The 24,026-nt window shown below is 38.6% G+C and carries 23 protein-coding genes, 1 tRNA gene and 4 pseudogenes; 17 read left to right on the forward strand and 11 right to left on the reverse strand.

All coding sequences use genetic code 11. The features are described 5' to 3' along the window. Nucleotides 1-59: 59 nt before the first annotated feature. From prfB to BDD26_RS10805, 4 genes and pseudogenes are all read left to right on the forward strand, one after another. Nucleotides 60-1,158, forward strand: a protein-coding gene (gene prfB / locus BDD26_RS10790; protein ID WP_099119400.1) for a peptide chain release factor 2 whose coding sequence is annotated in 2 segments (ribosomal slippage) — nucleotides 60-134 and nucleotides 136-1,158 — 1,098 coding nt in all. Because the reading frame shifts where the segments join, the coding sequence is not laid out codon by codon here. Between the two features lie 9 nt (nucleotides 1,159-1,167). After that, nucleotides 1,168-2,682 carry a lysine--tRNA ligase gene (gene lysS, locus BDD26_RS10795; RefSeq protein ID WP_038270101.1) on the forward strand — a complete coding sequence of 505 codons (1,515 nt, stop codon included), beginning with the start codon at nucleotides 1,168-1,170 and terminating at the stop codon, nucleotides 2,680-2,682. Between the two features lie 174 nt (nucleotides 2,683-2,856). After that, nucleotides 2,857-2,930, forward strand: a tRNA-Gly gene (locus BDD26_RS10800). 107 nt (nucleotides 2,931-3,037) lie between these two features. Next, a pseudogene (locus BDD26_RS10805) lies at nucleotides 3,038-3,314 on the forward strand (Arm DNA-binding domain-containing protein); the annotation flags it as partial. A 104-nt stretch (nucleotides 3,315-3,418) separates the two neighbouring features. Here BDD26_RS10805 and BDD26_RS10810 read toward each other — a convergent pair. Together BDD26_RS10810 and BDD26_RS10815 are read right to left on the reverse strand one after the other, a co-directional pair. Further along, nucleotides 3,419-4,489, reverse strand: a pseudogene (locus BDD26_RS10810) (IS110 family RNA-guided transposase). A 270-nt stretch (nucleotides 4,490-4,759) separates the two neighbouring features. After that, nucleotides 4,760-5,057 (reverse strand): annotated as a pseudogene (locus tag BDD26_RS10815) (transposase); the annotation flags it as partial. On the opposite strand from BDD26_RS10815, the gene BDD26_RS19550 reads away from it, so the two are divergent. Next, entirely contained in the window at nucleotides 4,966-5,277 is a 312-nt protein-coding gene (locus tag BDD26_RS19550; RefSeq protein ID WP_170140348.1) for a hypothetical protein, read from the forward strand. The pseudogene BDD26_RS10815 and the gene BDD26_RS19550 sit on opposite strands and share 92 nt — an antisense overlap. A 31-nt stretch (nucleotides 5,278-5,308) precedes the next feature. Here the strand turns inward: BDD26_RS19550 and BDD26_RS10820 are convergent, their stop codons facing one another. The 5 genes from BDD26_RS10820 to BDD26_RS20645 form a co-directional block, all read right to left on the reverse strand. Then, nucleotides 5,309-5,695, reverse strand: a complete 387-nt coding sequence (locus BDD26_RS10820; RefSeq protein ID WP_147299012.1) for a hypothetical protein — start codon at nucleotides 5,693-5,695, stop codon at nucleotides 5,309-5,311. After that, nucleotides 5,667-5,885 (reverse strand): peptidoglycan recognition protein family protein, encoded by a 219-nt coding sequence (locus tag BDD26_RS10825; RefSeq protein WP_115826530.1) that lies wholly within the window; start codon nucleotides 5,883-5,885, stop codon nucleotides 5,667-5,669. Before BDD26_RS10825 ends, BDD26_RS10820 begins: the two co-directional genes overlap by 29 nt. A gap of 37 nt (nucleotides 5,886-5,922) precedes the next feature. After that, the gene (locus BDD26_RS19755; protein WP_211305468.1) at nucleotides 5,923-6,204 is read right to left on the reverse strand and encodes an N-acetylmuramoyl-L-alanine amidase; all 282 of its coding nucleotides are present in this window, start codon (nucleotides 6,202-6,204) and stop codon (nucleotides 5,923-5,925) included. Nucleotides 6,205-6,363: 159 nt separating this feature from the next. Continuing rightward, on the reverse strand, nucleotides 6,364-6,618 hold the full coding sequence (locus BDD26_RS20640) for a toprim domain-containing protein (protein ID WP_342353480.1): 255 nt from the start codon (nucleotides 6,616-6,618) through the stop codon (nucleotides 6,364-6,366). 92 nt (nucleotides 6,619-6,710) lie between these two features. Continuing rightward, nucleotides 6,711-6,875, reverse strand: coding sequence for a hypothetical protein (locus tag BDD26_RS20645; RefSeq protein ID WP_342353466.1), 165 nt, complete (start codon nucleotides 6,873-6,875; stop codon nucleotides 6,711-6,713). Nucleotides 6,876-7,199: 324 nt separating this feature from the next. On the opposite strand from BDD26_RS20645, the gene BDD26_RS10835 reads away from it, so the two are divergent. Continuing rightward, nucleotides 7,200-7,454: a hypothetical protein gene (locus BDD26_RS10835; protein WP_115826531.1), complete on the forward strand. Its 255-nt coding sequence runs from the start codon at nucleotides 7,200-7,202 to the stop codon at nucleotides 7,452-7,454. 200 nt (nucleotides 7,455-7,654) lie between these two features. Continuing rightward, nucleotides 7,655-8,104 carry a GNAT family N-acetyltransferase gene (locus tag BDD26_RS10840; RefSeq protein WP_038269198.1) on the forward strand — a complete coding sequence of 150 codons (450 nt, stop codon included), beginning with the start codon at nucleotides 7,655-7,657 and terminating at the stop codon, nucleotides 8,102-8,104. A gap of 12 nt (nucleotides 8,105-8,116) precedes the next feature. Here the strand turns inward: BDD26_RS10840 and BDD26_RS10845 are convergent, their stop codons facing one another. Next, entirely contained in the window at nucleotides 8,117-9,184 is a 1,068-nt protein-coding gene (locus BDD26_RS10845; RefSeq protein ID WP_115827542.1) for a PfkB family carbohydrate kinase, read from the reverse strand. An 812-nt stretch (nucleotides 9,185-9,996) separates the two neighbouring features. On the opposite strand from BDD26_RS10845, the gene BDD26_RS10850 reads away from it, so the two are divergent. The 5 genes from BDD26_RS10850 (at nucleotide 9,997) to BDD26_RS10870 (ending at nucleotide 15,956) form a co-directional block, all read left to right on the forward strand. Next, complete coding sequence (locus BDD26_RS10850; RefSeq protein ID WP_280524516.1) at nucleotides 9,997-11,361, forward strand: ShlB/FhaC/HecB family hemolysin secretion/activation protein; 1,365 nt, start codon at nucleotides 9,997-9,999, stop codon at nucleotides 11,359-11,361. Further along, entirely contained in the window at nucleotides 11,349-11,513 is a 165-nt protein-coding gene (locus BDD26_RS20510) for a ShlB/FhaC/HecB family hemolysin secretion/activation protein (RefSeq protein WP_280524517.1), read from the forward strand. The genes BDD26_RS10850 and BDD26_RS20510 overlap by 13 nt, the downstream gene beginning before the upstream one ends. A 258-nt stretch (nucleotides 11,514-11,771) precedes the next feature. After that, nucleotides 11,772-12,212 carry a two-partner secretion domain-containing protein gene (locus BDD26_RS10855; RefSeq protein ID WP_115826532.1) on the forward strand — a complete coding sequence of 147 codons (441 nt, stop codon included), beginning with the start codon at nucleotides 11,772-11,774 and terminating at the stop codon, nucleotides 12,210-12,212. Continuing rightward, nucleotides 12,197-13,069, forward strand: a complete 873-nt coding sequence (locus BDD26_RS10865; RefSeq protein ID WP_115826533.1) for a two-partner secretion domain-containing protein — start codon at nucleotides 12,197-12,199, stop codon at nucleotides 13,067-13,069. The genes BDD26_RS10855 and BDD26_RS10865 overlap by 16 nt, the downstream gene beginning before the upstream one ends. Beyond that, nucleotides 13,056-15,956 carry a hemagglutinin repeat-containing protein gene (locus BDD26_RS10870; RefSeq protein ID WP_115826534.1) on the forward strand — a complete coding sequence of 967 codons (2,901 nt, stop codon included), beginning with the start codon at nucleotides 13,056-13,058 and terminating at the stop codon, nucleotides 15,954-15,956. The genes BDD26_RS10865 and BDD26_RS10870 overlap by 14 nt, the downstream gene beginning before the upstream one ends. A gap of 84 nt (nucleotides 15,957-16,040) precedes the next feature. Here BDD26_RS10870 and BDD26_RS10875 read toward each other — a convergent pair. After that, nucleotides 16,041-16,243, reverse strand: a pseudogene (locus BDD26_RS10875) (VOC family protein); the annotation flags it as partial. Between the two features lie 369 nt (nucleotides 16,244-16,612). On the opposite strand from BDD26_RS10875, the gene cobU reads away from it, so the two are divergent. From cobU to cobT, 3 genes are all read left to right on the forward strand, one after another. Beyond that, nucleotides 16,613-17,158 carry a bifunctional adenosylcobinamide kinase/adenosylcobinamide-phosphate guanylyltransferase gene (cobU, locus tag BDD26_RS10880; RefSeq protein ID WP_115826535.1) on the forward strand — a complete coding sequence of 182 codons (546 nt, stop codon included), beginning with the start codon at nucleotides 16,613-16,615 and terminating at the stop codon, nucleotides 17,156-17,158. Next, a complete protein-coding gene (gene cobS / locus BDD26_RS10885) occupies nucleotides 17,155-17,919 on the forward strand; it encodes an adenosylcobinamide-GDP ribazoletransferase (protein ID WP_038269203.1) in 765 nt (254 codons plus the stop codon). Before cobU ends, cobS begins: the two co-directional genes overlap by 4 nt. Nucleotides 17,920-18,016: 97 nt before the next feature. Continuing rightward, entirely contained in the window at nucleotides 18,017-19,081 is a 1,065-nt protein-coding gene (cobT, locus tag BDD26_RS10890) for a nicotinate-nucleotide--dimethylbenzimidazole phosphoribosyltransferase (protein WP_038269204.1), read from the forward strand. Nucleotides 19,082-19,148: 67 nt separating this feature from the next. Here cobT and BDD26_RS10895 read toward each other — a convergent pair whose 3' ends face one another. Then, complete coding sequence (locus tag BDD26_RS10895; protein WP_115826536.1) at nucleotides 19,149-20,777, reverse strand: AMP-binding protein; 1,629 nt, start codon at nucleotides 20,775-20,777, stop codon at nucleotides 19,149-19,151. 283 nt (nucleotides 20,778-21,060) lie between these two features. On the opposite strand from BDD26_RS10895, the gene BDD26_RS10900 reads away from it, so the two are divergent. Both BDD26_RS10900 and BDD26_RS10905 read left to right on the forward strand, forming a co-directional pair. Beyond that, complete coding sequence (locus BDD26_RS10900) at nucleotides 21,061-21,810, forward strand: SDR family oxidoreductase (protein ID WP_115826537.1); 750 nt, start codon at nucleotides 21,061-21,063, stop codon at nucleotides 21,808-21,810. A gap of 159 nt (nucleotides 21,811-21,969) precedes the next feature. Next, nucleotides 21,970-22,665 carry an epoxyqueuosine reductase QueH gene (locus BDD26_RS10905; protein WP_115826538.1) on the forward strand — a complete coding sequence of 232 codons (696 nt, stop codon included), beginning with the start codon at nucleotides 21,970-21,972 and terminating at the stop codon, nucleotides 22,663-22,665. Nucleotides 22,666-22,801: 136 nt separating this feature from the next. Here BDD26_RS10905 and BDD26_RS10910 read toward each other — a convergent pair whose 3' ends face one another. Next, the gene (locus BDD26_RS10910) at nucleotides 22,802-23,617 is read right to left on the reverse strand and encodes a helix-turn-helix transcriptional regulator (RefSeq protein WP_115826539.1); all 816 of its coding nucleotides are present in this window, start codon (nucleotides 23,615-23,617) and stop codon (nucleotides 22,802-22,804) included. Between the last annotated feature and the right edge of the window lie 409 nt (nucleotides 23,618-24,026).

The following is a 24,026-nucleotide window of genomic DNA, read 5'->3' on the forward strand; positions in this document are numbered from 1 at the left end:
ATCATCTTTCTGTAAAAACCATCGTTTTTTATAAAAACACAACGTATAAGACACGAAATATGTTTGAAATTAATCCGGTAAAAAACCATATTCAGAACCTGTCTGAGCGGACAGCAGTTCTGAGGGGGTATCTTTGACTATGATGCCAAGAAAGAACGTTTAGAAGAAGTCAATGCTGAATTGGAGCAGCCTGATGTCTGGAATGAACCGGAGCGGGCACAGGCGTTGGGTAAAGAACGTTCATCACTGGAAGGCATTGTAGAAACGATTGATCAGCTTGAACAAGGCTTAGAAGATGTAAACGGCTTGTTAGAACTGGCCGTTGAAGCTGATGATGAAGAAACTTTCAATGAAGCGGTAGCTGAATTGGAGCAATTGGAAGAAAAACTGGGCCAGCTTGAATTCCGTCGCATGTTCTCTGGCCAATATGACAGTGCAAACTGTTATTTGGATCTACAGGCAGGTTCTGGTGGTACGGAAGCACAGGACTGGGCGAGTATGTTGATGCGCATGTATCTGCGCTGGGCAGAATCCAAAGGCTTTAAGACTGAAATTATTGAAGAATCTGATGGTGATGTTGCAGGTCTGAAATCCGCTACCATCAAAATTATCGGTGAATATGCCTACGGTTGGTTACGTACAGAAACCGGCGTACATCGTCTGGTACGTAAAAGCCCGTTTGATTCTGGTGGTCGCCGTCATACATCATTCAGCTCAGCCTTTATTTACCCGGAAGTTGATGATGACATTGATATCGAAATCAATCCTGCTGATTTGCGTATCGACGTATACCGTGCCTCTGGTGCGGGTGGTCAGCATGTCAACAAAACCGAATCTGCGGTGCGTATTACTCACATACCGACAGGTATTGTTACTCAGTGCCAGACAGACCGCTCTCAGCATAAAAACAAAGATCAGGCGATGAAACAACTGAAAGCCAAACTGTACGAGCTGGAAATGCAGAAGAAAAATGCTGACAAACAGGCTATGGAAGAGAACAAATCGGATATCGGTTGGGGTAGTCAGATCCGCTCTTATGTTTTGGATGATTCCCGCATTAAAGATTTGCGTACAGGTATCGAAACCCGTAATACGCAGTCTGTGCTGGACGGTGATTTGGACAAATTCATTGAAGCAAGCTTAAAAGCTGGCCTATGAGGAACTAAAATGTCACAACAACAGCAGGGAGCTGAACAGGCTCCTGATTTAAATAACGAACTGAAAACACGCCGTGAAAAACTGGCTACACTGCGCAGCAACGGTATTGCATTCCCGAATGATTTTCGCCGTGAAAACATTTCTGAAGATCTGCATGCAAAATACGATGCCAAGACTCAGGAAGAGCTGGAAGCGCTGAATATTGAAGTGACTATTGCAGGTCGTATGATGACCCGCCGTATCATGGGTAAGGCATCTTTTGCAACCTTGCAGGATATGGGCGGCCGTATCCAGATCTACGTTTCCCGTGACGATCTGCCGGAAGGTATTTATAACGAACAGTTCAAAAAATGGGACTTAGGTGACATTTTAGGTGTACGCGGTAAATTATTTAAAACCAAAACCGGCGAGCTTTCCATTCATTGTAGTGAACTGCGTTTACTGACTAAAGCACTGCGTCCATTGCCGGATAAGTTCCACGGTCTGGCAGATCAGGAAACCCGTTACCGTCAGCGTTATCTGGATCTGATCTCGAATGATGAATCGCGTAAGACATTCCAGATCCGTTCCCGTGTAATGTCTGCGTTGCGTAATTTCATGATCAGCAAAAACTTCATGGAAGTTGAAACGCCGATGATGCAGGTGATCCCTGGCGGAGCGAGTGCGCGTCCATTTATTACTCACCACAATGCGCTGGATATCGACATGTATCTGCGTATAGCGCCAGAGCTTTACCTGAAACGTCTGGTGGTGGGTGGTTTTGAACGTGTGTTCGAAATCAACCGTAACTTCCGAAATGAAGGTGTTTCACCACGCCATAACCCAGAGTTCACCATGATGGAACTCTACATGGCCTATGCTGATTATCAGGATTTGATCGTTCTGACTGAAGAACTGTTCCGCGCACTGACTCAGGACGTGTTGGGTACAACTTTGGTCAAATACGGCGAGCAAGAGTTCGATTTTGGCAAACCTTTCGTGAAAATGACCATGAAAGAGGCAATTTGCAAATATCGCCCGGAAACCAATGTAGCGGATCTGGATGATATGGATAAAGCTGTTGCTATCGCTGAATCTCTTGGCATTGAAGTTGAAAAAGGTTGGGGATTGGGCCGTGTTCAGTGTGAAATCTTTGAAGAAACTGCGGAAAGCCATCTGATTCAGCCGACATTTATTACTGAATATCCGGCAGAAGTTTCTCCACTGGCACGTCGTAATGATGATAATCCCTTCATTACTGACCGTTTTGAATTCTTTATTGGTGGACGTGAAATCGGTAATGGTTTCTCTGAGCTGAACGATGCAGAAGATCAGGCAGAACGTTTTGCAGAGCAGGTTCGTCAGAAAGACGAAGGTGATGACGAAGCCATGTTCTACGATGATGACTACGTAACTGCACTGGAACATGGCATGCCACCAACAGCGGGTTTGGGTATTGGTATCGACCGCATGGTGATGCTGTTTACTGACAGCCATACCATTCGTGACGTGATCTTGTTCCCGGCCATGCGTCCGAACAAATAATCGTTTTTTGATTAAAATCGATGAATAATGCCCTGCTCGGCCTGTTGAGCGGGGCATTTTTTTACGCATAAGATAGATTGAATTAACTGATTAAAAATTTGTACTTCTTTTGATTGATAAGCCGTTGCTGAGATTCAATAAGAAGTATATATTTGATTGCGTCAATTCGCTGATGCGGGTGTAGCTCAATGGTAGAGCAGAGGCTTCCCAAGCCTACGACGAGGGTTCGATTCCCTTCACCCGCTCCAAGTAAACATCTCCCGCAGTCAATTAAAGTCTACTAAGCCCAGAAAAATCAAACGAGTTACTCTCTCTTAATCTAGTATCGTCTTTCTAAGTCTATGTAATGTGTTGTATGAAGCTGACAGACTTAATGATTAAGCGAGCTAAACCGAAAGAAAAAGCCTATACGTTAGCGGATGGCAACGGGCTATCTTTGTTAATCGATACTAATGGCTTGAAAGGCTGGAGGTACTGTTATCAATTTGCGGGTAAAAACGAAAATGATTTCATTCGGTATTTATCCAGTAGTAACACTTACCGAAGCCAGAACCAAACGTGACGAAGCGAGAAAGTTAGTTGCTAATGGAATCAATCCCAGTAAAGTCAGAAAAGCTGAAAAAATATCCGTTCTTTCATATTGCTTGCGGCGAACGTGGGTGATGAGGATACGCCTTCCACTTTCAGTTCATCGCACAACGCTTGCGATAAATATCCTTTGATGCCCTTCTAAGTGTCAAGTTGTTATTTGCACGCTGTTAATCTGCCGATCCCGGTTACGCAATAAAGTAAATATTTCTCTGGATATATAACGTTTTAAACAGCGTATAGCTTCCAGTTTGGAATGACCTTCTCCGACCCGTCTAGCGACATATTCCTGTGTCTTAGCATCTGTACGTAGCCTGCCAATGGCGATAATATGAAGCGCACTGTTCGCTGCACGATCACCGCCCCGGTTGAGCCGATGACGCTGATTTTTTCCTGAAGACGCAGGCACTGGACTTACCCCACATAATGCAGCAAAACTTGATTCTGAACGGAGGCGTTCTGGATTATCTCCAACTGTGATAAGACGTTGAGAAGCACATTCATATCCTACCGCTTTGCACTTAATAAGATCCGGTGCAAGATCATCCACAATAGCGGCAATCATGATGTCCAGTTCGCTAATTTCATCATGTAATTCCAGATAGCGTCGCGCCAGTGATTTCAGTGAAATACGGTAGGCATCCTCAACATGACGGTATCGAGTCATATCGGGTTTGGATGTGACGAGAATGCGTATCAGCTGCATTCGTGTGAGTTTTCTAAGCTGCTCTCGTCATTTTTCAGGCACAGAGACGAGAGTCATCTGAAGCATTTGTAGTGCAACACGCCGTGCCATGATTGCTGTTTTCCGGCAGGCTTTCAGAACACGAAGAGATTCAACCATACCATCCCTAGTTTTAGGCGTGACTGTCCGGATAAGTGAAAACGCTGCATGAGCTGCGCATTCGGCATCAATCGTGTCACTTTTTCCCCGCTTTCTGCGTTCCATTCTATCAGGGGCAGTCACCTCAAGGACTTCAATACCTTCAATTTGAAAATATCGCAATAAACCCGCGCCATATGAACCCGTACATTCAATACCTACCCGGATTAGTGGCCCAAATGACCTCATCCAGGATAACATTTGGCAATATCCCCGCCGAGTTGCCGGAAAAAATTCGCGCCCTAAAACACAATTATTATGATCAACGACTGCTGCAACGTGCAGGTCTTTATGTGTATCAACACCACCGATGACGCCCTGTTGAATTTCAGCCATAGGATAAAATCTCTGTTAGCGAACGCGCTGGCTTCTCCTGATAGATACCTCGGACAGGACAGTAAAGAGACAAGCCGTCAGGCCCTTCTTGAGTCACGCGTACCGTGAGGAGAATCCCCTTATAGCGTATTCTTGTCACCGACAGATCAAAGGCAGGACACAATTTTGGTCAATCGCCATACGGGTCAGGAAACAGAAAAAACGCCATACATCAGAAGAATAGATTAAAAAGATCTTTGGTCTATAGAATCTGACAGAGGTATTCTTACTGTCTCCATACAAATGCCCAGTTAGCCCTTTCACCAATTTCTTAACGGGTTTGCGATCGTCAGTATTTCCCGGCGTTAATTTGACAGATAAAAGTTCACCACAATCATTAATGACCAAATGAAGTTTAAAACCATAAAACCACCACATGCGGGTTTTTCCTCGTTGTGCAACGCCATCAAGAACATGATTTCGGGGGAATACGGCAATTGTGGCAAACAGCGATTTTGGTGGAATCTATAAAGGCAATGCCTTGTGATTTTTCTTTGCATGAAACAAGGAAGGCGCATAAAGGAATAATCGCTCTTTTCTTCCTTATCCAGAGTTCAGGTTTCTTACAAAAACGATCCATCGCCTGTCAGGATCGCCTTCGGATGGCGAAACAAAACGCCCTTTCAGGCTACAGGAGTTTTTTATTGTCGCTAAAAAGCGCTTTAATCCAGTTTAGATTAACTGATTTTTATAGTCATAGTAATAATGAAAGTTGTGTGTTGAACGATATAATTTATAATCAAGGTTGAAAGTTACTTTAACCTTGATTATAAATTATAATTATGGATTCATACCATCGAACGGTAAGATAAAGAAAGCTTCACATTTCTTTGATTCACAACCTAAAAATTTCTCTCTATTATTTTTTTTAAATGTAATCATTCCTCCACCATTAATATAAAAATTCCATATTTCATTGTTTATTTTTACTTTTCCATTTATATCACATGGAGTTTGATAGAAAGATTCATATGGAGAATAATCATATTCCCTGCTAATATCAAAAATATTATTTATATCTTCCTTACTTAAGTTCCATTTTTTGCAGATATCAATAATGTCTTTGTCATTATTTTTAGTTATCACTAATCCTGTTAAACTAATTATTTCTATTTTGTTTTTCGAATAAATATAAGGGCTAAATATCATTAGAATAAAGATTAGCACCTTCGCCTTCTGTTTTATAAGATATTTTATCATGTTCATATATATCACCATTATCTAAATTATAATTACATTTTAATAAGCTAACTAATTTTTTAATTGATTCACTTTGTTGTGCAGTGGCTTGATCCCAAGATTTAGATGCCTTATTATAACCTGCAACAACTTCAATTCCTATACTATCATCATTCATAGGGTATCTATCAGGATATGCTTTTAATTTTTCATGGTCATGAATTTTTTTTCGGATTCCATCCCCAACCTTTTATTTTTTTTGCTTCATCTGAATTACAATTATTTTCTGCTATACATTTAGATCTTATTTTTCCTATATGATATGTATATTGTTTTAAACTAGCTGTTTGTTTTATTGTACCATCCTTGTCTATAATAAAATGCGTTCCAACTCCTGTTGATTTGAATGATGATATAGCTGTTGACATACTTGAACCTCCTGTTCTATGTAATTCCTCCGGTTGATAAAACCCCTGATAGAAGGCCAGTTTTGCCATTTCTACACCGTGCTGCTGGCGATAATCGTCCTAGTTGGCTTTAATGGAATCCGGTGGCAATGTGACCCAACCATTAACCGCAATGGCTGCTTTTTCTGCCGAGATTTTGCCGATATTCACTTTTGGTTTACCGTTATTATCCAACTCATCGGGATGATGTCAGTCATTATCCGCTGCAATAATAATTTTCGTGTCCGGCCAGCGCTCCCGAACGGCTTTGGCAACAGAATGTAAATTGCCTGCATTCAGCGCAGCGAGAACAGTACTTTTACAGAGCTGGTTAACCGTAAATGCTGTGGCGTAACCTTCTGTAATGATGACTGTGTCGGGGCGTTCTTCCAGCTCTGGCAGAGTAATAAAAGTCCCTTTCTTCTGGCTGCCGGAGAATAGTTTTTTCTCGCCATTCGGTTTGATGAATCGGACAGCAGTCTCTGATTAGGGCAGAGCAGCCCCTTTGCAGTCAGATAGGGAGATTTGTCCTGCAACAGCTTGCGTTATCAATGCCGCTAATCGGCTGTGTTGGATAGATGGTTTCTCTGGTTGGTCTGGGTTCGGGCAAAGGCAATGCCAGTTGCCATAATGGTGATCATTAATAAAGTGAAAACGGTCAGTGCCACCACGAATAGGGCAGTCAGCAGGCTTTCCCAATGATACATGGCGGATTTTTTCATGGTCTGGATCAGATCGAGCGGTTTTTGGTTACCTGTCTTATCTGAAGCTGTAAATTTAGGGTGATTTCTGGGTATGCTGTATATCAGCTATCATCGTTACCTCGTATAACGGTTGTTGGTCAGACGCCTCAGTTATGTGTCAGCGTTGTTTTTTTATATTACGTTTATTATTTATCGGCTTATCATTCACATAGAGCAGTGCTCCTACCACGTTGACCATAACAATTTTACCCTGCACGATCTTAATCTACGTTTTGATTCACGCACGACAAACGTCCCGAAAACTACGTGGCGTCACTTGTGTAACAGCGGAGCGATTACCAAGTGACGCTGCTGGGCAGCCAATTCCGAAGGTATATATCTATTAAAGGTATTATGGGATTAAGTACCGATGACGCATGGGGAGGTATAGATAATAGATTTGGAGGTAATATTATGTACGATTGGTCTGGAATTGTTTCCACAGATGGTGAATTAACCTTTTTATTTTTAGATAGCCATTATAGTGATAATTCTGGTGACTTTTATGTCAATGCCAAAATAGAGTCAAGTTATTCATTTCTTGAAGAAATAACATAAAGTTACTTAATTAATATCTATATTAAAAATGCCAAGTGAAATAATATCAATACTCTTCACTTGGCTAATAAATATTCTATCATTATCTTGTTTGATATGCTTATAGCTTCTCATATCTTATTATCTAAAATTAACTTACTGCTACGGTAAATTTTGATATTGTAGGAAAAATTTTCAGGAAAAAATAATGGAGGAAAAAAATGGGGAACCATCTACATTGGAAGAAAGAAAACTATCGAGTTTCAACAGATAAATCTCTGTTAGATATCACGGCTATTCACCAGTTTCTTACATTTTCCCATTGGGCCAAAGGAATTGATCTCGAAACAGTACGGTGCTCTATTGAAAACAGTCTGACATTCGGATTGTTCTACGAAAAAGTGCAGATAGGGTTTGCCAGATTTGTGACAGATTTTTCAACTTTTGGATACCTGTGCGATGTTTATGTATTGGAAGAATATCAAAAACAGCAGTTAGGAAGCTGGTTAATGACATGCTGCCAATCTCACCCTGTTATTCAACGACTGCGAAGAGTAATGCTGGTGACTTCATCTGCACATTCGTTATACGAAAAGTTTGGCTATTCTCCTGTTAATCGTGAGAATTTTGTCTGGCAAATATTTCGTCCAGATGTTTATGAAAAAAATTGATACCAAACAAGGCTACCGATGTTTAAATTTATTGGGAAAGATGACAATGTCTTCTGATGACAATGTGAATGCAGAACATTGCTGAGAAAATTGAACACTATCTTCCAGTGTCATTCCGGCTAGCCAGCAGTGAGCAAGCCCTGCCATCATTGCATCACCGGCTCCATTTGTATTGACGACATTACTCATTAATGCGCGTGAATGACCTGCTTTATTATCTAATTCACTATAATACACACCTTCTGCATCCATACTTAAAATTATTCGTTGGACACCCTGTTGATGAAACCAGGATGCAGCAATGGCTGCGTCTTCCAATGTTTCAATCTCAATACCACTAAGTATTTTGGCTTCGGAGCGATTAGGTTTCAGAGTGTGGATATAGGATAGCCAATGGCGGATATTAGACGCTTTGAAGGTGGAAACGGTATCAACAAAAATCGGAACATTATTAGCGTGGCTGAATATCCATTCCAATGATTCCTGAGATAAATTGCAGTCAAGCACTAATACACTGGCATTTTGGATAAGTTTTTTAGATTGAGTCAGTAACGAGGGAGTAAGTTTATCCAGAATGCTCATATCATTTACAGATATGATACACTTTCCATTTTCATCAATAAATGAATTGCAGATTGATGTTTTTTCATCATCCAGCTTATGTAAATATTTAATATTAACGCCAGATAATTTTGTTTGTTCTGACAGAAGCTTGCCATGTTGATCGTTGCCAACGACGGAAATTAAATAACTTTCATTTTTTAATGCAGCAATATTCTGAGCGATATTTCTCCCGACCCCACCGGGGGTCGAGATTATTTTCCCTGGGTTGGAATCATCATATACTACTTTAGCAAAGGTATAGCTGGTTATATCTATATTAGTTGCACCAATTGTAACAGCATAAACATCATTGGATAAAATATAACCTTTCCCTTTGATATAACCTTTTTTACTTAGGTTCATAATATGCCCTGCAACACACGAGCGACTAATTCCAAGAATATCTGCAATTTCTTGCTGTTGGATAAAAGGGTCTCGTTTTAAAATTTTCAGTATTTGGGTTTCCCTATTTGACATATTATAGCCTTGGTTACTTTTTGTATGCATACTTTTATTTCATATTGGGCGGACAGTAAAGGTTATTTTTATAATTTATTCAGCTTTTGAGAAAGTGATCGTAAGTTTGGTTGGATTGATTTTTTGCTAATATTGTGATCTGTGTCATAAATATTATTCTGATAAATCAACAATGTTTAGGATAATAAAAGTGTTTAGATTGTAAACTATATTTTGTTCTGAATAAAATTGTTTTATATCAAATCGTTATGGTTAATTATGTTTCTTGCAAACAAGTGTTTGGTTTTTATGGAATAGCCTTTTGATATCATGCGATAACGAAAGATATTTCATATCTTAATATATTACATTCACATTTCACATAATGAAATTAAAAATTTTGTCTAAACCTGCCTGATGCTATCGGAAACAAGTCTGGTTTCTATATTGTCAGATAACAACGTTGGTATTTAAGTCTATCTTCATGATATGAGGTGTTTTTCACAAATTACCTTTATTTGAATATATATTTATTGTTATCCATCTGAATAAAATATTTTATGATTTTGATTATATTGACAAAAATAGATTATTAATTTTATTTATTATAATTTTCATAGGGATAATTGGCGTTTTTTTATTACATTAATGTTATTAGGTGGTTATGCATTAATATATTTCTTGTTGGTGTTTATGAATTGTTTGTATTTTATCTGTAAAACTATGGCAATATGCAAGTGCTAAATTTGAAGTTAATTAATTGTGATTAAAAAATTGTCAGAGTGAATTAATATATTAATGATAAGCATTAATTGATTATTTTGGTGCCCTATATGATTAGAAAACTCACAACAATATTTATATTTTTAATACCGTATATCTCTTTTACAATATCTGCTGCTCCGGTAAGCCTTAATGAAAATTTATCGCCATCTGTCGTGAGTGAAGGAATAAATAATTTACAGAACAGTGAAAGAGAGATTAACAAACTCATTGAACAGAGACGGCATCAGGCAATACTCAATCGATCAGAACAGAATTCTGCAAAAAAATCATCACCAAAGCTCGCGGAGTCACTCGCGGAGTCAAAAAAATGTCTGCCAATTAGTGGCATTTATATGCAGGGAATATCATTATTGTCAACCTCTGATCTGAAAACACTAAGTGCTATTCCTGGTGATTGTATTACCAGTAATTATATTAATAGATTAGTGTCAGAAATTACGAATCTTTATATTCAGAAAGGTTATGTTACAGCCAGAGTAAAACTCATTCCGCCTGATTATGATAAGAAATTGGGCATCAGCGTCATAGAGGGTTTTGTTGAAGATATTCGGGGAGGAGATCGCTGGGTTAATAGCAAAACTCTTTTTCCTGATTTAAAGAATAATCCATTAAATGTACACCAACTCGATCAAGGGTTAGATCAGGCAAATCGTCTGCAATCAAACAGAACTACATTGGATATCTTGCCGGGTACAGTCAATGGAGGTTCTATCATTCTCTTGAATAACAAACATAGCGCCCCCTGGAAAGTCTCTGTGACAACTGATAATTATGGACAAAAAAGTACCGGGAAGTGGATGGGAAGGTTAAATACCAGTTTTGACAGCCCATTGGGATTATCAGATTTTATTAGTTTCAGTGGAAACTCTACACTAAATACTTCTAAAAAAAAGTATAACCATTCTTATATCTTACTTTACTCACTTCCTTATGGCGAGATGACATTCAGCGGATTTTATGTTGATTCCCAATATAGAAATAAGATGCATTTACAGGTTAGGTCAATAAATATAAGAGGAAATGCTGAGCAAACAGGAATGCGTGCTGATTGGGCATTTCACCGTAATCAAAAACAAATAGATACATTAAGTACACAGGTAGTATATAAAAAAGGAAATAATTATTTAAATGATGAAAAACTCATAACAAGTAGTGAAACTGTTAGTCTTGTTTCTCTTAGTGTTAATCATTTTCAAGTTATTCCTACAGGTATTTTTACCTTTAATATGGGAATTGATAAAGGAATGCCATGGTTTGGTGCACAGACAGTTATGGACAAGAATTTTATTAAAGGTCAAATGTCACTGAATCTGAAAAAGAGGTTTACACTGTTTAAAATCAACCTATTTTTTTTGATAGTGAATTTTATACACAATATAGTCGAAATCGGTTACCGGCTATGGAATGTATAGATATTAGTGATAAAAGTAATATTCGAGGATTTAATGAAAGTTTCTTATGCTCTGATAATGGCTGGTATTTAAAAAACACATTGTCTTATCCGATCTCTATACCTCAAGGCTCTCTGACATTAAGTTTTTGGTGGAGATTTAGGTCAGAGTAAAAGTTATAACAATAAAGGTGAATGGATAAATGCTATAGGATTGAATGCCGGACTGACACTACATTACCAACAATTGTTTGCTGATATTCAAGTCAGCCAAGGAAAAATCTTGTCTCCACAATATCGGGGGCTTGATAACCCCATACAGCTATTAACACGTTTCTCTTACAGTTTCTAATTCTTAAGTAATCACTTTTACTTTTTTAAACCTATTTTTTGATTACACATAGTAATAATTAGAAACACAGGAGTAATTATATGAAAAATAATTGTTTTAGATTATCACCTACTGGTCGGCTTGCTGTGTCAGTGGCAATTATTATGATCTTTAGTTCAAATGGTTTTGCCAATGGGATTACACCCGGAGGTGATCCATCACACCAACCTGGTGTAACAAATGCTAAAAATGGAGCAGTGGTCATTAATATTGCTGCTCCTTCAGAATCAGGGTTATCACATAATCAATATGAAGATTTTAATGTTTCTAAAGATGGTGCAGTTTTCAATAATTCACTAACAGACGGTAATTCACAATTGGCTGGCAAGTTATCGGCTAATAATAATTTGCATGGCCGGGCGGCACAGATCATTTTAAATGAGGTTATCAGCCGTAACCCTTCTTTATTACTGGGTAAACAAGAAGTTTTTTGGCGTGGCGGCAGATTATGTATTAGCCAATCCCAATGGTATCACTTGTAATGGGTGTGGTTTTTATCAATACAAATCAGTTATCGCTGGTTGTAGGTAATCCACTAGTTGATAAAGGTGTTTTGAAAGGGTTTAACACGTTTGAAGGTAAAAATAGTCTGAAAATTGGTGAAGAGGGCCTGGTACATAACGCTGTTATAAATCTTATTGCACCCCAAATTAATAGCCTTGGTAAAATTAGTACCAGTCAGGATCTTAATATAATAACAGGTCAAAACAAAATTTCTGCTGATGGCCAACTATTGGATACAAAAAAATCAGCAGTAGGTTTACTTGATAGCTATTATTTAGGCAGTATGCAGGCTGGCCGTATTCGGTTATTAAGTACAGATAAAGGTAGTGGTGTTAATTTGCAAGGCGAAATGGCAGCAGGTGGTGGTATTAATATTGAATCCAAAGGAAAGTTAAAATTGGAAGGAGCCAGACTGAAAGGAGGTGATCTTGAATTAAAAGGTGACACTATTTTATCCCAGGGCTCTTTAGGAGAAGTTTCCTTCAAAGATGAAAAATCAGAAAGATATATTATGAGCGGAAATAGTACTCGAAAAGAGAGGAAGTTGCAGTCTGTTGCTCATACCAGGTTAGAAGGTAAAAATATTACATTGAATGCCAAAAAAGATAATAAAATTATGGCAACAGATATTTATGGTGACAATATCAATCTAACCGGTGAAAATCTGAAATTAGAAGGACAGCAATATAATCAGCATACTGAGGATAATGAAGAACAATGGAAATTTTTATGGAAGGACAGTAAAACGAATACCTATGATAAATTTCGACAGGATGGAAATCATATTCAAGCAAGTGATAATATCAAATTAACCGCAACAGATGAGGATATTTAAAATACAAGGTAGCCAGATTGATGCGGGTAATAATATATTATTATCAGCTAAGCGTGATGTAGTAATAGACAATCTGCTAGAAAATGAAAAAACGAGTAACCAGGAATATATCAGACTTGATTCTGGTAAATTAACGACAGGAAATAAAGAAAAAAGCTATTCCATCCAGAAAAATATCAGAAGTGAATTGAATGCTGGTAGTGATTTGGGAATTGAAGCAAATGGCAATGTTGAATTAATTGGTGCTAAAGCCCATTCCGGAAATAATTTAATTATTAAAGCAGGTAAACAAGCCAGGATTCTTTCTAAATCTTTCGATAATAATAAAGCAACAGATGCTAATAACTTGACTTACTGGGGAGGGATTGCAGGAGGAAAGAATAAAAATAATTATACTGAGGATAAACAAAATCAATCTTCGGATATAACAGCGAATGGACATATATTATTGGGCGGTGATGATGGAATTAGGATTACCGGAAGTAACATTAAAGCGGGTGAAGGAGCATACTTTAAAACAATTAATGGTGATTTAATAATTGATAATGCAGTCAATTATCATCAAAATAACATTGATGAGAGGAATGGAACTGTCTTTAATATTACTAAAGATTCTAATAAAGAAAAAGAATATAAAGGGACAGCACTGCAAAGTCAGGTTATTTCTGATGCAGATTTGAAATTACTCAGTGGTAAAGACATTGAAGTGGTGGATAGTTTGATAAAAAGTGCAAATAATTTGAATATCGATGCACTTGGTGATGTAAAAGTTTCCTCTTATGGTGAAAAGTATGATCAGCAGAAAATAAAATCTTTTCTTAAAGTAGGATTTATATTTAAACCTTATGATAAAAAAGATAGTGGAAAAATTTTTGATGTTGGGCCTGTTATTAATTATACCAGTGATAGCCAACAACAAGGAAAAATAACACAAAAATCATCAAAGCTTAGTGGCGGGAATATATCTATTAATGCCAATAAAGATGTGACTATTATTGGCTCAGATATAGAGACGAAAAATGGTGATGCTCATATTTCAGCTGACAACATCTCCTTCCTTGCAGCCGATAATGAAATTTCAAAAAATCAATCTCATTCATCTACTAACGTTGGTTTAGTGTTTTCTTTGAGTAAGGGGGGTATTGGCGCTGCTATTGGTACTAAATATGGCAATATCAATAATTCTCAGCAGCAGAAGATTGCAAGAGTATCAAAAACGAATATCGCTGGTAACCTCAAATTAACTGCAAGGGATAAATTAGAGCAGCAAGGGACTCAGCATAATGTCGCTGGCAGCTATGATGTTGATGCCAATCGTATAGAAAACCGGGCAGCTGTAAATAGTATCACTACTTCTTCAGGTAATTTGACAGCAGGAGGAGCTGTAGGAATTTCTTTTAATATGAAAAACAATTCTCCCGGTGTTTATCTTGATGTTGCAGCTAAGGGAAGTAACCACATACAAAATTCCGGTGTATCAAATGATAATGTTACCTCAATAAAGGCTAATAATATTAACGTTAATGCCAGAGGAGATGTTTATGATCAGGGGACACAATACTATGCAACTGGTGGAGATATAGAGCTAAAAGCGAATAATCATATCAGTGAAACGGCATTTAATCATAAAGAAATAAATGTTTTTGATACATCAGGCAACGCAGGTTTACAAGTGGGTTTTGACATCATGTCTCAGGAGATCGTCGCTAAAGGGACAGGAAAAGGCGGTTCATCATGGAGTTTTAAATCCCGCGCTGATGCTATAGCTAGTGATTTCAAGGCAAAGAAAAACATTAATATTCAGACTAAGCATGATGCCAGATATCAGGGGGTATCTTTTGATACAGAAAATGGGAAAACTACCATAAATGCGGGAGATAATATCAGCTTCAATCAGGTAAATAATATTAATAAAGTTTCTAATACAAATTATAGTGTTGGAACTGGGATTCAGGTGGGATTCAATGTTACTACTGGTGTAGTTGATTCTGGTGCTATTATTGCTGGTGCGCAATATGCTACAAGTGATGAAAATACAATAATAGCGAAAAACAGCAATGTTAAAGGAGCACAAGGCGTTAGTTTAACTGCTGGCAACAATTTATCCTTACAAGGCACAAATGTTTCTGGTAACCAAGTTGATTTAACAGCAAAACAGGGGGAGATTGCTATTACATCAGCCCAGGATAGTGTAAAGAAAAATGGTCTTCAAATTGGTGGTGAAGGGGGAGTCAGTGCTGCAATTAATGGCTCAAAATTGAATCAATTAGGTGTGAAAGTTTATGGAGAGTTTGGTAAAGAGTATGCTAATGCAGTTACCAACCATAACAGCCAGATTATCGGTGAAACTGTTACGTTGAATAGTGGAAAAGATACAACGCTTAGAGGGGCTAATATCGTAGCGGATAGGATGAATGGTAAAATTGGAGGGCATCTTAATATTGAAAATGCCAAAAATATCAATAACAGGCAACTGATCGATGTTGGTGCTGGATTCAATTTCAATGGAAGTAATATATTGAATAATAACCAGCCAGCTAATTTTTGGGGAATATTGGCTAAAGTCAAAGATGTGCTGACTGGGATAAAACCAAGATTTAAATTTAATTATGATAAATATGATCATACAGATTTAGTAAGCCAATCTGGTATTTCTGACGTCAGTAGTATTGATCTCAATGTAGCAGGTAAAAATTATCGGATCGGAAAGAGAAATGATGGTAATAAACAGCTCATTAACTTTAATACTCAAGCAAGAATAAATCATTCGATCACAGCATGTAATAAAGGAGAAAAAGAATCTGCGGAAATACCTTGTTATCCTGTTCAAATTATAGCAGACATTCAAAGTTATGATGAAAAAACAGGAATGCTTCAGGGAAAATAAAATGTTATCAATTAAATTGAATATTGTTTTTTTATTAATTATAAATAATAACAATGACGCAATCACATTGCGTCATTGTTATGCTTCCTGTCTTTCATTTGAAGCGATTGCTAATAATAAATTGCAATCACTTTCAGGATTGGGTGTTACGACAACCCATCTTTTACCTGGTTGTGAGTGTCTTCCACTAGCGTAGATCCCAATTTACTGGTGTAATAATCAATGGTTTTATCATAATCATCAATAACAATGGCGACGTAACCCAGACATCTTTTTTGTGTTCTCATCGTATTCCTAATTTAAAATTACAGCATCCGTGTCCCTAAGGTCACATTTTTTTCGGCTTTAATGATTTTGCCAACGCGAATATCGAGGGCCATAAAAGTAGATATATCTGTGAGATGGTTTTCAGGATTTTGCATGCGATCCATCTGTTAATAATAGGTTAATTATATTGGAGGTGATTGTAACAAACAGCACATAAGAATGTTTGTTTAACTTTGTGAGCTAATTCACGTGGATAAGAAACACATATCATTATGAGTGCATCAAATAATTATTCAGTACATTATTCTATGGCAATAATATAGCTTTCTGAGCCTGCTCAATGGCGAAGCTATGCAACCCGATATGATGCAATCTTCCGGAGCTAACAAATGATTTTAGTAACTGGTGGAGCACGCAGTGGAAAAAGTGCTTATGCTGAACGGTTGATTACTGAGCACTGTGAACAGGTATTGTATATCGCTACGGCTCAAATTACGGATGAGGAGATGGCTGTTCGTATTGAACGACATCAGCAAGATCGCCCTCCACATTGGCGAACCTGGGAAGGATATCAGGAACTGGGAAATGTTATCCGTCAGCACCGTAAGCCGGAAGAGGGAGTTATACTTGAATGTGTGACCACATTAATTGCCAATCTTTTATTTGATAAATCAGAAGGTGAATCACCCGATAAACTGGATTTCACACCATTGGAGGTGTTTGTTCACCACCAGATAGATGATTTGATCGATGCTTGCCTGAATTGCCCGATGCCTGTTTATTTAGTGACTAATGAATTGGGGATGGGGATTACACCTGAAAATCGACTGGCTCGTCATTTTATTGATATTGCCGGACGAGCCAACCAGAAACTGGCGCAGGCAGCAAAAGCAGTCTGGTTGACGGTTTCTGGTATTGGAGTGAAGATTAAATGAAATTGAAACTTTTTTGGGCAACATTACAGTTTATGACACGGCTTCCCGTGCCTGCAAAATGGGCTCAAGGTGCTGATTTTCGCCAGCTAGGGCGTGGTATACCAACTTTCCCTCTGATTGGCCTTATTGTCGGTGTAATTGCATCCTGTCTTGCTCTGGCAATAAGTCAATCTGGCGGGGGCGTGTATATTGGTGCAATCGGTTATGCGTTAGCTTTGGCACTTCTGACTGGCGGATTGCATTTAGATGGTCTGGCTGATACCTGCGACGGGATTTTCTCCAGCCGTCAGAGGGAAAGAATGCTGGAAATTATGCAGGATAGTCGTCTTGGAACGTATGGCGGGCTGGCCCTGATTTTTTGTATCCTCATTAAAATGCTTGCTGTTGTTGAACTTGCCTATCATCCTCCCCTGAAATTATTAGCCTTATTATCCTGTGCTCCTGTTGTTGGGCGTACTGTTGTTGTGCTGTTGATGTTTGAGCAGCGTTATGCCCGTGAAAATGAAGGGATGGGGAGCAGTTATATTGGTCGCATTACCCCACGTGGTACGGTCCTTGCTTTACTGACAGGGACAGTATTGGTGATGATACTTGGCGATTGGCAGGGATTATCTGCAATGATGGTTACGATGATCGCCATTTTTTTACTTTCTCTCTATTTTAATTATCGGTTGGGAGGGCAAACCGGAGATACGCTGGGAGCGGCAATTGAAATAGGCGAAGTGGTTTTTTTACTGACTTTAATTTTGATTTGGAAGTAGTTTTTTGAAAAATAGCTTTTAGAAATTGGTCTATGGAGAGTAAATGAATGTGGTTTTCTTTAAGCATCCAATCTGAAATTTGGCCGGAAGGATAATTATGACCTTTCAGTCTTTGTCTATTTTACTTGATAAAATTCAACCGCTTGATCGGAAAAAAATGGAGAAAGCAGTACAGCATATCGACAGTCTGGTCAAACCGATTGGTAGCCTGGGGCGTCTGGAGACTCTGGCAATACAACTTGCGGGAATGCCTGGTATTGAGGATCTGCGAGATCTGCAAAAAGAGATCGTCGTTATGTGTGCTGATCACGGTGTTTATGATGAAGGTGTGGCTATTTCTCCCAAAAATGTGACGGCCATACAGGCACGGAATATGTTGCAAGGGCTGACAGGGGTTTGTGTATTAGCGAAAAATAGCAATACTCATGTTTTGCCTGTAGATATTGGTATCGATTGTGAACCAATAGATAATTTGCTATCCCTCAAATTAGCTAGGGGCTGTGGCAATATTACACAAGGTCCGGCTATGCCTCATGAATATGCAGAAGCATTATTGTTGGCAAGTGCACAACTAGTTCAACAGCGTATTGCAGCAGGAGTTTCAGTGTTTGGTGTGGGAGAGCTGGGAATTGCAAATACTACACCAGCGGCGGCAGTCATCAGTGTCCTTACCGGAAGTGAACCCTGTGATGTGGTTGGAATGGGGGCTAATTTACCGATTGAACGACTCAGGCATAAAGAATCTGTTGTACGCCGTGCTATTGATGTGAATCAGCCTGATGTGCAGTCCCCTCTTGATGTATTAGCAAAGGTAGGTGGGTTTGAGCTTGTGGGGATGGCAGGCGTGATTTTGGGAGCAGCAGCAGCAGGTGTTCCGGTCGTCCTTGATGGCTTTATTTCTTACGCATCTGCGCTGGCGGCAGTCCAGATAGCGCCCTCTGTCCGGGATTACTGTATTCCATCTCATATGTCAGCAGAAAAAGGGGCAGTGTTGGCATTACAGCATTTGGGGCTGCAACCTTATCTGCATTTAGATCTGCGGCTTGGTGAAGGCAGCGGAGCAGCAATTGCAATGTCTCTGATCGATGCTGCCTGTGCGATGTATTGCAATATGGGGTATCTGGCAAAAAGTGGGATTCGATTTCCTGCGTTACTCCATTGAATAGGTTTTTTCGGGAGTAAAGTTATATTGCTGCATGAATTCCCGCATTTTTACCATGTCCTGTATGTTATAGGTCTTTAGCTAATTTTCTTAATTGTTTTTTGAGGATCTTCCCGTTTACATTGCGTGGCAGTGCTAAAAAAGTATAACCTTTGGGCCGCTTATAGCGTGCTACAACGGTACAGATATAGTCATCCAATTCTTGTTCAGTAATCAATGTATGTTCATCAAGTTCGATAAAGGCATGGGGAACTTCACCCCAATATTCATCAGGTTTTGCTACAATAGCGACAGCCAAAACTCCGGGGTAATTTGACAGAGCATTCTCCAACTCAAGGCTGGAAATATTCTCACCACCAGAAATAATGATATCTTTTTTCCGATCGATGATTTTAATATAACCATCGCAGTCAACGACGGCTAAGTCTCCGGTAAAAAACCATTGATTTGTCATATCAGATGTAACACGGCGGGCAGGATCATAAGAGGCAACAATATTGCCCCGGATGACAATCTCACCAATGGAGTGCCCGTCAGAAGGGACTGTTAATCCGCTGTTTTCATCAATAACCCTGACTTCTCCTTGTAAATTGGAAACAATACCCTGACGCATCTTTTTTAAAATTGTTTCTGATGTTGGTAGTGTTTCCCAATCGTGTTTATCTTCACAAACAACGACCGGCCCATAAGTTTCTGTCAGGCCATAGACTTGGGTAACAGCGATCCCGACAGCGTTAAGCAGAGCAAAGATTTTCTCTGTTGGTGGAGCGCCGGCAATAAGACCGTAGACATTATTATTAAAAGAAATACCGCGCTTCTGAGCTTCTTGTCCCAGGGAATAATGCACAATTGGAGCGCCACAATAGTGTGTAACCTGATGTTTTTGCATAAGCTGTATGGCTTCTTCGGCATCAAATTTGCGCATGCAGATATGTGTACCGGCACGTGCGGCTATAGTCCAGGGAAAACACCAGCCATTACAATGAAACATTGGTAGTGTCCATAAATACGTAGGGCGCTTAGGCATATCCCAATCCAGGATATTAGAAATTGCGTTAAGGAATGTACCTCGGTGTGAATAGACAACCAATTTGGGCTGTCCACTGGTTCCCGAAGTGGAATTAATGCTGATGGCTTCCTGTTCGTCAATGGGATAAAAATTCAGGATCTTGGATGAGTATTGGGTTAACAGTGATTCATAGTGGATAAGATCCTGACCAGGTTCTGATATTGATATGGCTGCATTATGTTTAGTCACCACAATATTTCCAGTAACCACAATGATTTTTATTGGGTTGTTAAAAACAACATCATCTAACAATGGAAGATAGTCTTTATCTATAACCAATATCTCAGGATTAATTTTCTCAAAAATAAAATTTAGTGTAGCTGAATCTGTTCTGATACTTAAAGCATTGAGGATCCCACCGGACAGAGGAACAGCATAATGTAGCTCCAGCAGTTCATGGGTGTTGGGTAATAGTGTCGAGACAACACTACCTTTACCCACTCCCATTTGCTGAAGTGCAACTGCAACTTTTTCACAACGTTTTGCATATTGTTGCCATGTCCAACACTGTTCTCCATCTATTACCGCAGGATAATCACCATTACTTAACATGGCTCTTTTGAGAAATAAAACAGGTGATAGTGCACTACCGTCATACTCATTTAAGAATGAATTAGAGAGAGTCATATTTTTTACCCTGTATTTTCACTTATTACTAAAAGTAATCATGATTATGAGAATATGCAATCCATAATAAATAATTATGAGTGCTCTTTTCTCAATAAATTTCTCACGAAATTAAGTCAAATAACATCACACTTTTTATTTAGATATTAAATTGATATTTTATTGTTTTTAATATATCGGTTATATTTATTGTTATTGATAAAATAATATGCCGAAAATATATTGAAAAATTAAGTGTAAGGTAGCAAAAATACTGTATCTACCGATATAAAAGGAAACAAAAATGTTTAATTTAACCGGAAAAATCGCATTTATTTCTGGAGGAACCAAAGGTATTGGTAAAGGGATTGCTCAGGTATTTAAACGGGCAGGTGCGACGACTATTATTTCAGGTACGGATAAAGTAAAAGGGGAGATTATCGCCAAAGAATTGGGGGTTGATTTTATCTCCCTTAATGTCACGGATCAGGCTGCATGTAAAAATGTGATTGATGGAATTGCCGAAAAATATGGCAGGCTTGATATTCTTTGTTCAAATGCGGGTATTTTTCCACAACATTCTCTTAAGGAGATGACGGTTGAAGATTGGGATTTGGTGCATACCGTCAACCTGAAAGGCACATTTTTATTAGTTCAGGCTGCGCTGAATGTAATGGAGAAGCAGCAGTATGGACGAATTGTCATTACTTCATCTGTTACTGGTGAGGTGGTGGGAATGCCGGGATACAGCCATTACGGTGCCAGTAAAGCAGGGCAACTAGGGTTTATGCGAAGTGCGGCACTGGAATATGCCGATCAGGGTATTACAATTAATTCCATTATGCCGGGCATGATTGTCACTGAAGGCTTGCAGGCATTCGGGGAGGATTTTTTGAAACAGCTTGAAGCTACAACCCCAATGCGTACCTTGGGAACACCGGAAGATATTGGTCATACTGCTTGTTTCCTGGCTTCTGATGAAGCGAAATATATAACCGGGCAGACAATTGTGGTTGATGGTGGGCAGGTATTGCCAGAAATACAAGATGTTTGATTGACCTAATATGATCAAAATCGCCTTTTCTTGCTATTCTTTTCTTTCTGTCCGTTGTCGTAAGGCAGAAGAAAAAGGTAAGATGAGCAACTAATAAACACAGGGAGGGAAAGCACATTCTCTTCCTGGTTTTTTATTGTCTGAATTAGGTAAAATACTATGTCATTGAACTATGAACGTAAGTCGCTTCCACTACCCAATGGAAACAAGAAAGTATTGCTGCACTCATGTTGTGCGCCGTGCTCAGGGGAAGTGATGGAAGCGATGTTAGCTTCGGGGATAGATTTCACGATATTTTTCTACAATCCGAATATTCATCCGCTAAAGGAATATGAACTGCGTAAAGATGAAAATATTCGTTTTGCAGAGCAGATGGGTATTCCTTTTATTGATGCTGATTATGATCGTGATAACTGGTTTGAACGAGCAAAAGGCATGGAAAACGAACCTGAACGCGGCATTCGCTGTACTATGTGCTTTGACATGCGTTTTGAGCGGACGGCGTTATATGCTCATGAACATGGTTTTCCTGTTATTACCAGTTCGCTTGGTATTTCACGCTGGAAAAATATGCAGCAAATTAATGAGTGTGGTGTCCGCGCTGCTTCCCGTTATCCGGGGCTAACGTATTGGGAATATAACTGGCGTAAAGGCGGTGGTTCTGCACGTATGATAGAAATCAGTAAACGCGAAGAATTTTATCAGCAAGAATATTGCGGCTGTATTTATTCTCTGCGAGATACTAACCGACATCGTTTGGCGACCGGACGGGAAAGAATCAAACTCGGTACTGTATTTTATCGTGCGGATAGTGATAAAAAAAGTAATAAAAACTGCGATAGTAAAGATCACTAATTACTATAACTGTCGATTAACGCATTCTCTTTTCTCACTTATTTAATACCTGTCCACCATGTTGATATGGAGGCAGGTTTATTATTTTTTGCCTCATCATATCTGCCTGAGTTTTGATGAGGCAAAAAAACTGTAATTAATTTTTGCCATATCTGGCTCGATTGGGTGTACACCCAAAACGCTTCCGATAGCTTTGAGTAAAGTAAGACTGACTGGAAAAGCCAGATTCCAGCGAGATATCAGCAATACTCATTCCACTGTTCAATAATAATTGATGTGCATAAAGAATACGCTGTTCACTGATCCAGGCGCGTGGTGATATGCCATAAACACTGTTAAAAAGTTCTTTGAATGAAGTTAACCCCATACCAAATTCGCGGGCAAAATCATTCAACCTCCATTCTTTGAGATAATGAGCCTCCATAAATGCTTGCAATCGTTCTACCTGACGATTACTTAACTGCCGCAAAACCGACATCAGTAATGAGCCTTGTTTTCCGAGAGAAAGTAACAAAAGTAGTTCTTCAATTCTTAACTGAATCAATACCGGGGGATAGTCATGAGCAAGTAAGTTGACTAATCCACGGATACTTTCTGTTAATAAAGGAAACCGATTGAAAGGAGTTAACCGATAAACGGGGAAATCATGGCGTTCTACGTTACTTAATATCGCTCCAAAACGTTTCATAAAACTACGCAAAAAATCCATATGTAATGGTAACCATAATGCCTGACAATTTTTTGTATTAGTTTTTGCAGCATAGTTTCCCGGATGGGTAAGAAGGATATCATGTGACTTGATGTGATAGGTTTTGGTACAGTCTTTCCATATCATTTCTCCATCAAGTAAAATATACAGTCCTCTCTGTTTATGTTCGAGAATATTGAAGTCCGGCATGGTTAACTGTAAAGAGAAAATACTCTTTTTGTTTAAGTCTGTCGTCCTTTTCATTTTATACTCCTAATCTTCCGTATCATGAGTAATCTGAGATCCATTAACCATATCCTCTATCTTCCAAGTGGCTTTTTTGCAACTCAAAACTTATTGGATATATATTGATAAATTGAATGCAGGATTAAACATATTGGCAGATATCAAAACATCAATTAAATCACTCCAGTATTATATCTTCAAATTAATATTTATGTTAGTTTTAAATGCCAAAAATTTAGATTTATTTATTCTCAAGCCGGAGAGGCTGAGATGGTGATATGTTTTTACCCATACCGTTAATGAAAATTATCAAATTTTAATTGGGTAAATTTAAATCCCAATAGATTGATTATTTTTTTAGATAAATTTTTATATTAGAAAAAGCAAAGAATAGAGTCACATTTACACCAGAATCTATGTGCTCATT

Source organism: Xenorhabdus cabanillasii (genome assembly GCF_003386665.1).
In the GTDB taxonomy this organism is placed as follows: Bacteria; Pseudomonadota; Gammaproteobacteria; order Enterobacterales; family Enterobacteriaceae; genus Xenorhabdus; species Xenorhabdus cabanillasii.

Excerpts from the sequence above, each read along its gene's own strand:
- BDD26_RS10840 (WP_038269198.1), top strand. The coding sequence starts at position 7,655 with ATGGGGAACCATCTACATTGGAAGAAAGAAAACTATCGAGTTTCAACA.
- BDD26_RS10855 (WP_115826532.1), top strand. The coding sequence starts at position 11,772 with ATGAAAAATAATTGTTTTAGATTATCACCTACTGGTCGGCTTGCTGTG.
- BDD26_RS10825 (WP_115826530.1), bottom strand. The coding sequence starts at position 5,885 with ATGAATGATGATAGTATAGGAATTGAAGTTGTTGCAGGTTATAATAAG.
- BDD26_RS19755 (WP_211305468.1), bottom strand. The coding sequence starts at position 6,204 with ATGGCAAAACTGGCCTTCTATCAGGGGTTTTATCAACCGGAGGAATTA.
- cobT (WP_038269204.1), top strand. The coding sequence starts at position 18,017 with ATGACCTTTCAGTCTTTGTCTATTTTACTTGATAAAATTCAACCGCTT.
- BDD26_RS10870 (WP_115826534.1), top strand. The coding sequence starts at position 13,056 with ATGAGGATATTTAAAATACAAGGTAGCCAGATTGATGCGGGTAATAAT.
- BDD26_RS10850 (WP_280524516.1), top strand. The coding sequence starts at position 9,997 with ATGATTAGAAAACTCACAACAATATTTATATTTTTAATACCGTATATC.
- BDD26_RS10910 (WP_115826539.1), bottom strand. The coding sequence starts at position 23,617 with ATGAAAAGGACGACAGACTTAAACAAAAAGAGTATTTTCTCTTTACAG.
- BDD26_RS10900 (WP_115826537.1), top strand. The coding sequence starts at position 21,061 with ATGTTTAATTTAACCGGAAAAATCGCATTTATTTCTGGAGGAACCAAA.
- lysS (WP_038270101.1), top strand. The coding sequence starts at position 1,168 with ATGTCACAACAACAGCAGGGAGCTGAACAGGCTCCTGATTTAAATAAC.
- BDD26_RS10895 (WP_115826536.1), bottom strand. The coding sequence starts at position 20,777 with ATGACTCTCTCTAATTCATTCTTAAATGAGTATGACGGTAGTGCACTA.
- BDD26_RS10905 (WP_115826538.1), top strand. The coding sequence starts at position 21,970 with ATGTCATTGAACTATGAACGTAAGTCGCTTCCACTACCCAATGGAAAC.
- BDD26_RS10865 (WP_115826533.1), top strand. The coding sequence starts at position 12,197 with ATGGTATCACTTGTAATGGGTGTGGTTTTTATCAATACAAATCAGTTA.
- cobU (WP_115826535.1), top strand. The coding sequence starts at position 16,613 with ATGATTTTAGTAACTGGTGGAGCACGCAGTGGAAAAAGTGCTTATGCT.
- BDD26_RS20510 (WP_280524517.1), top strand. The coding sequence starts at position 11,349 with ATGGAATGTATAGATATTAGTGATAAAAGTAATATTCGAGGATTTAAT.
- BDD26_RS10845 (WP_115827542.1), bottom strand. The coding sequence starts at position 9,184 with ATGTCAAATAGGGAAACCCAAATACTGAAAATTTTAAAACGAGACCCT.
- BDD26_RS20645 (WP_342353466.1), bottom strand. The coding sequence starts at position 6,875 with ATGAAAAAATCCGCCATGTATCATTGGGAAAGCCTGCTGACTGCCCTA.
- cobS (WP_038269203.1), top strand. The coding sequence starts at position 17,155 with ATGAAATTGAAACTTTTTTGGGCAACATTACAGTTTATGACACGGCTT.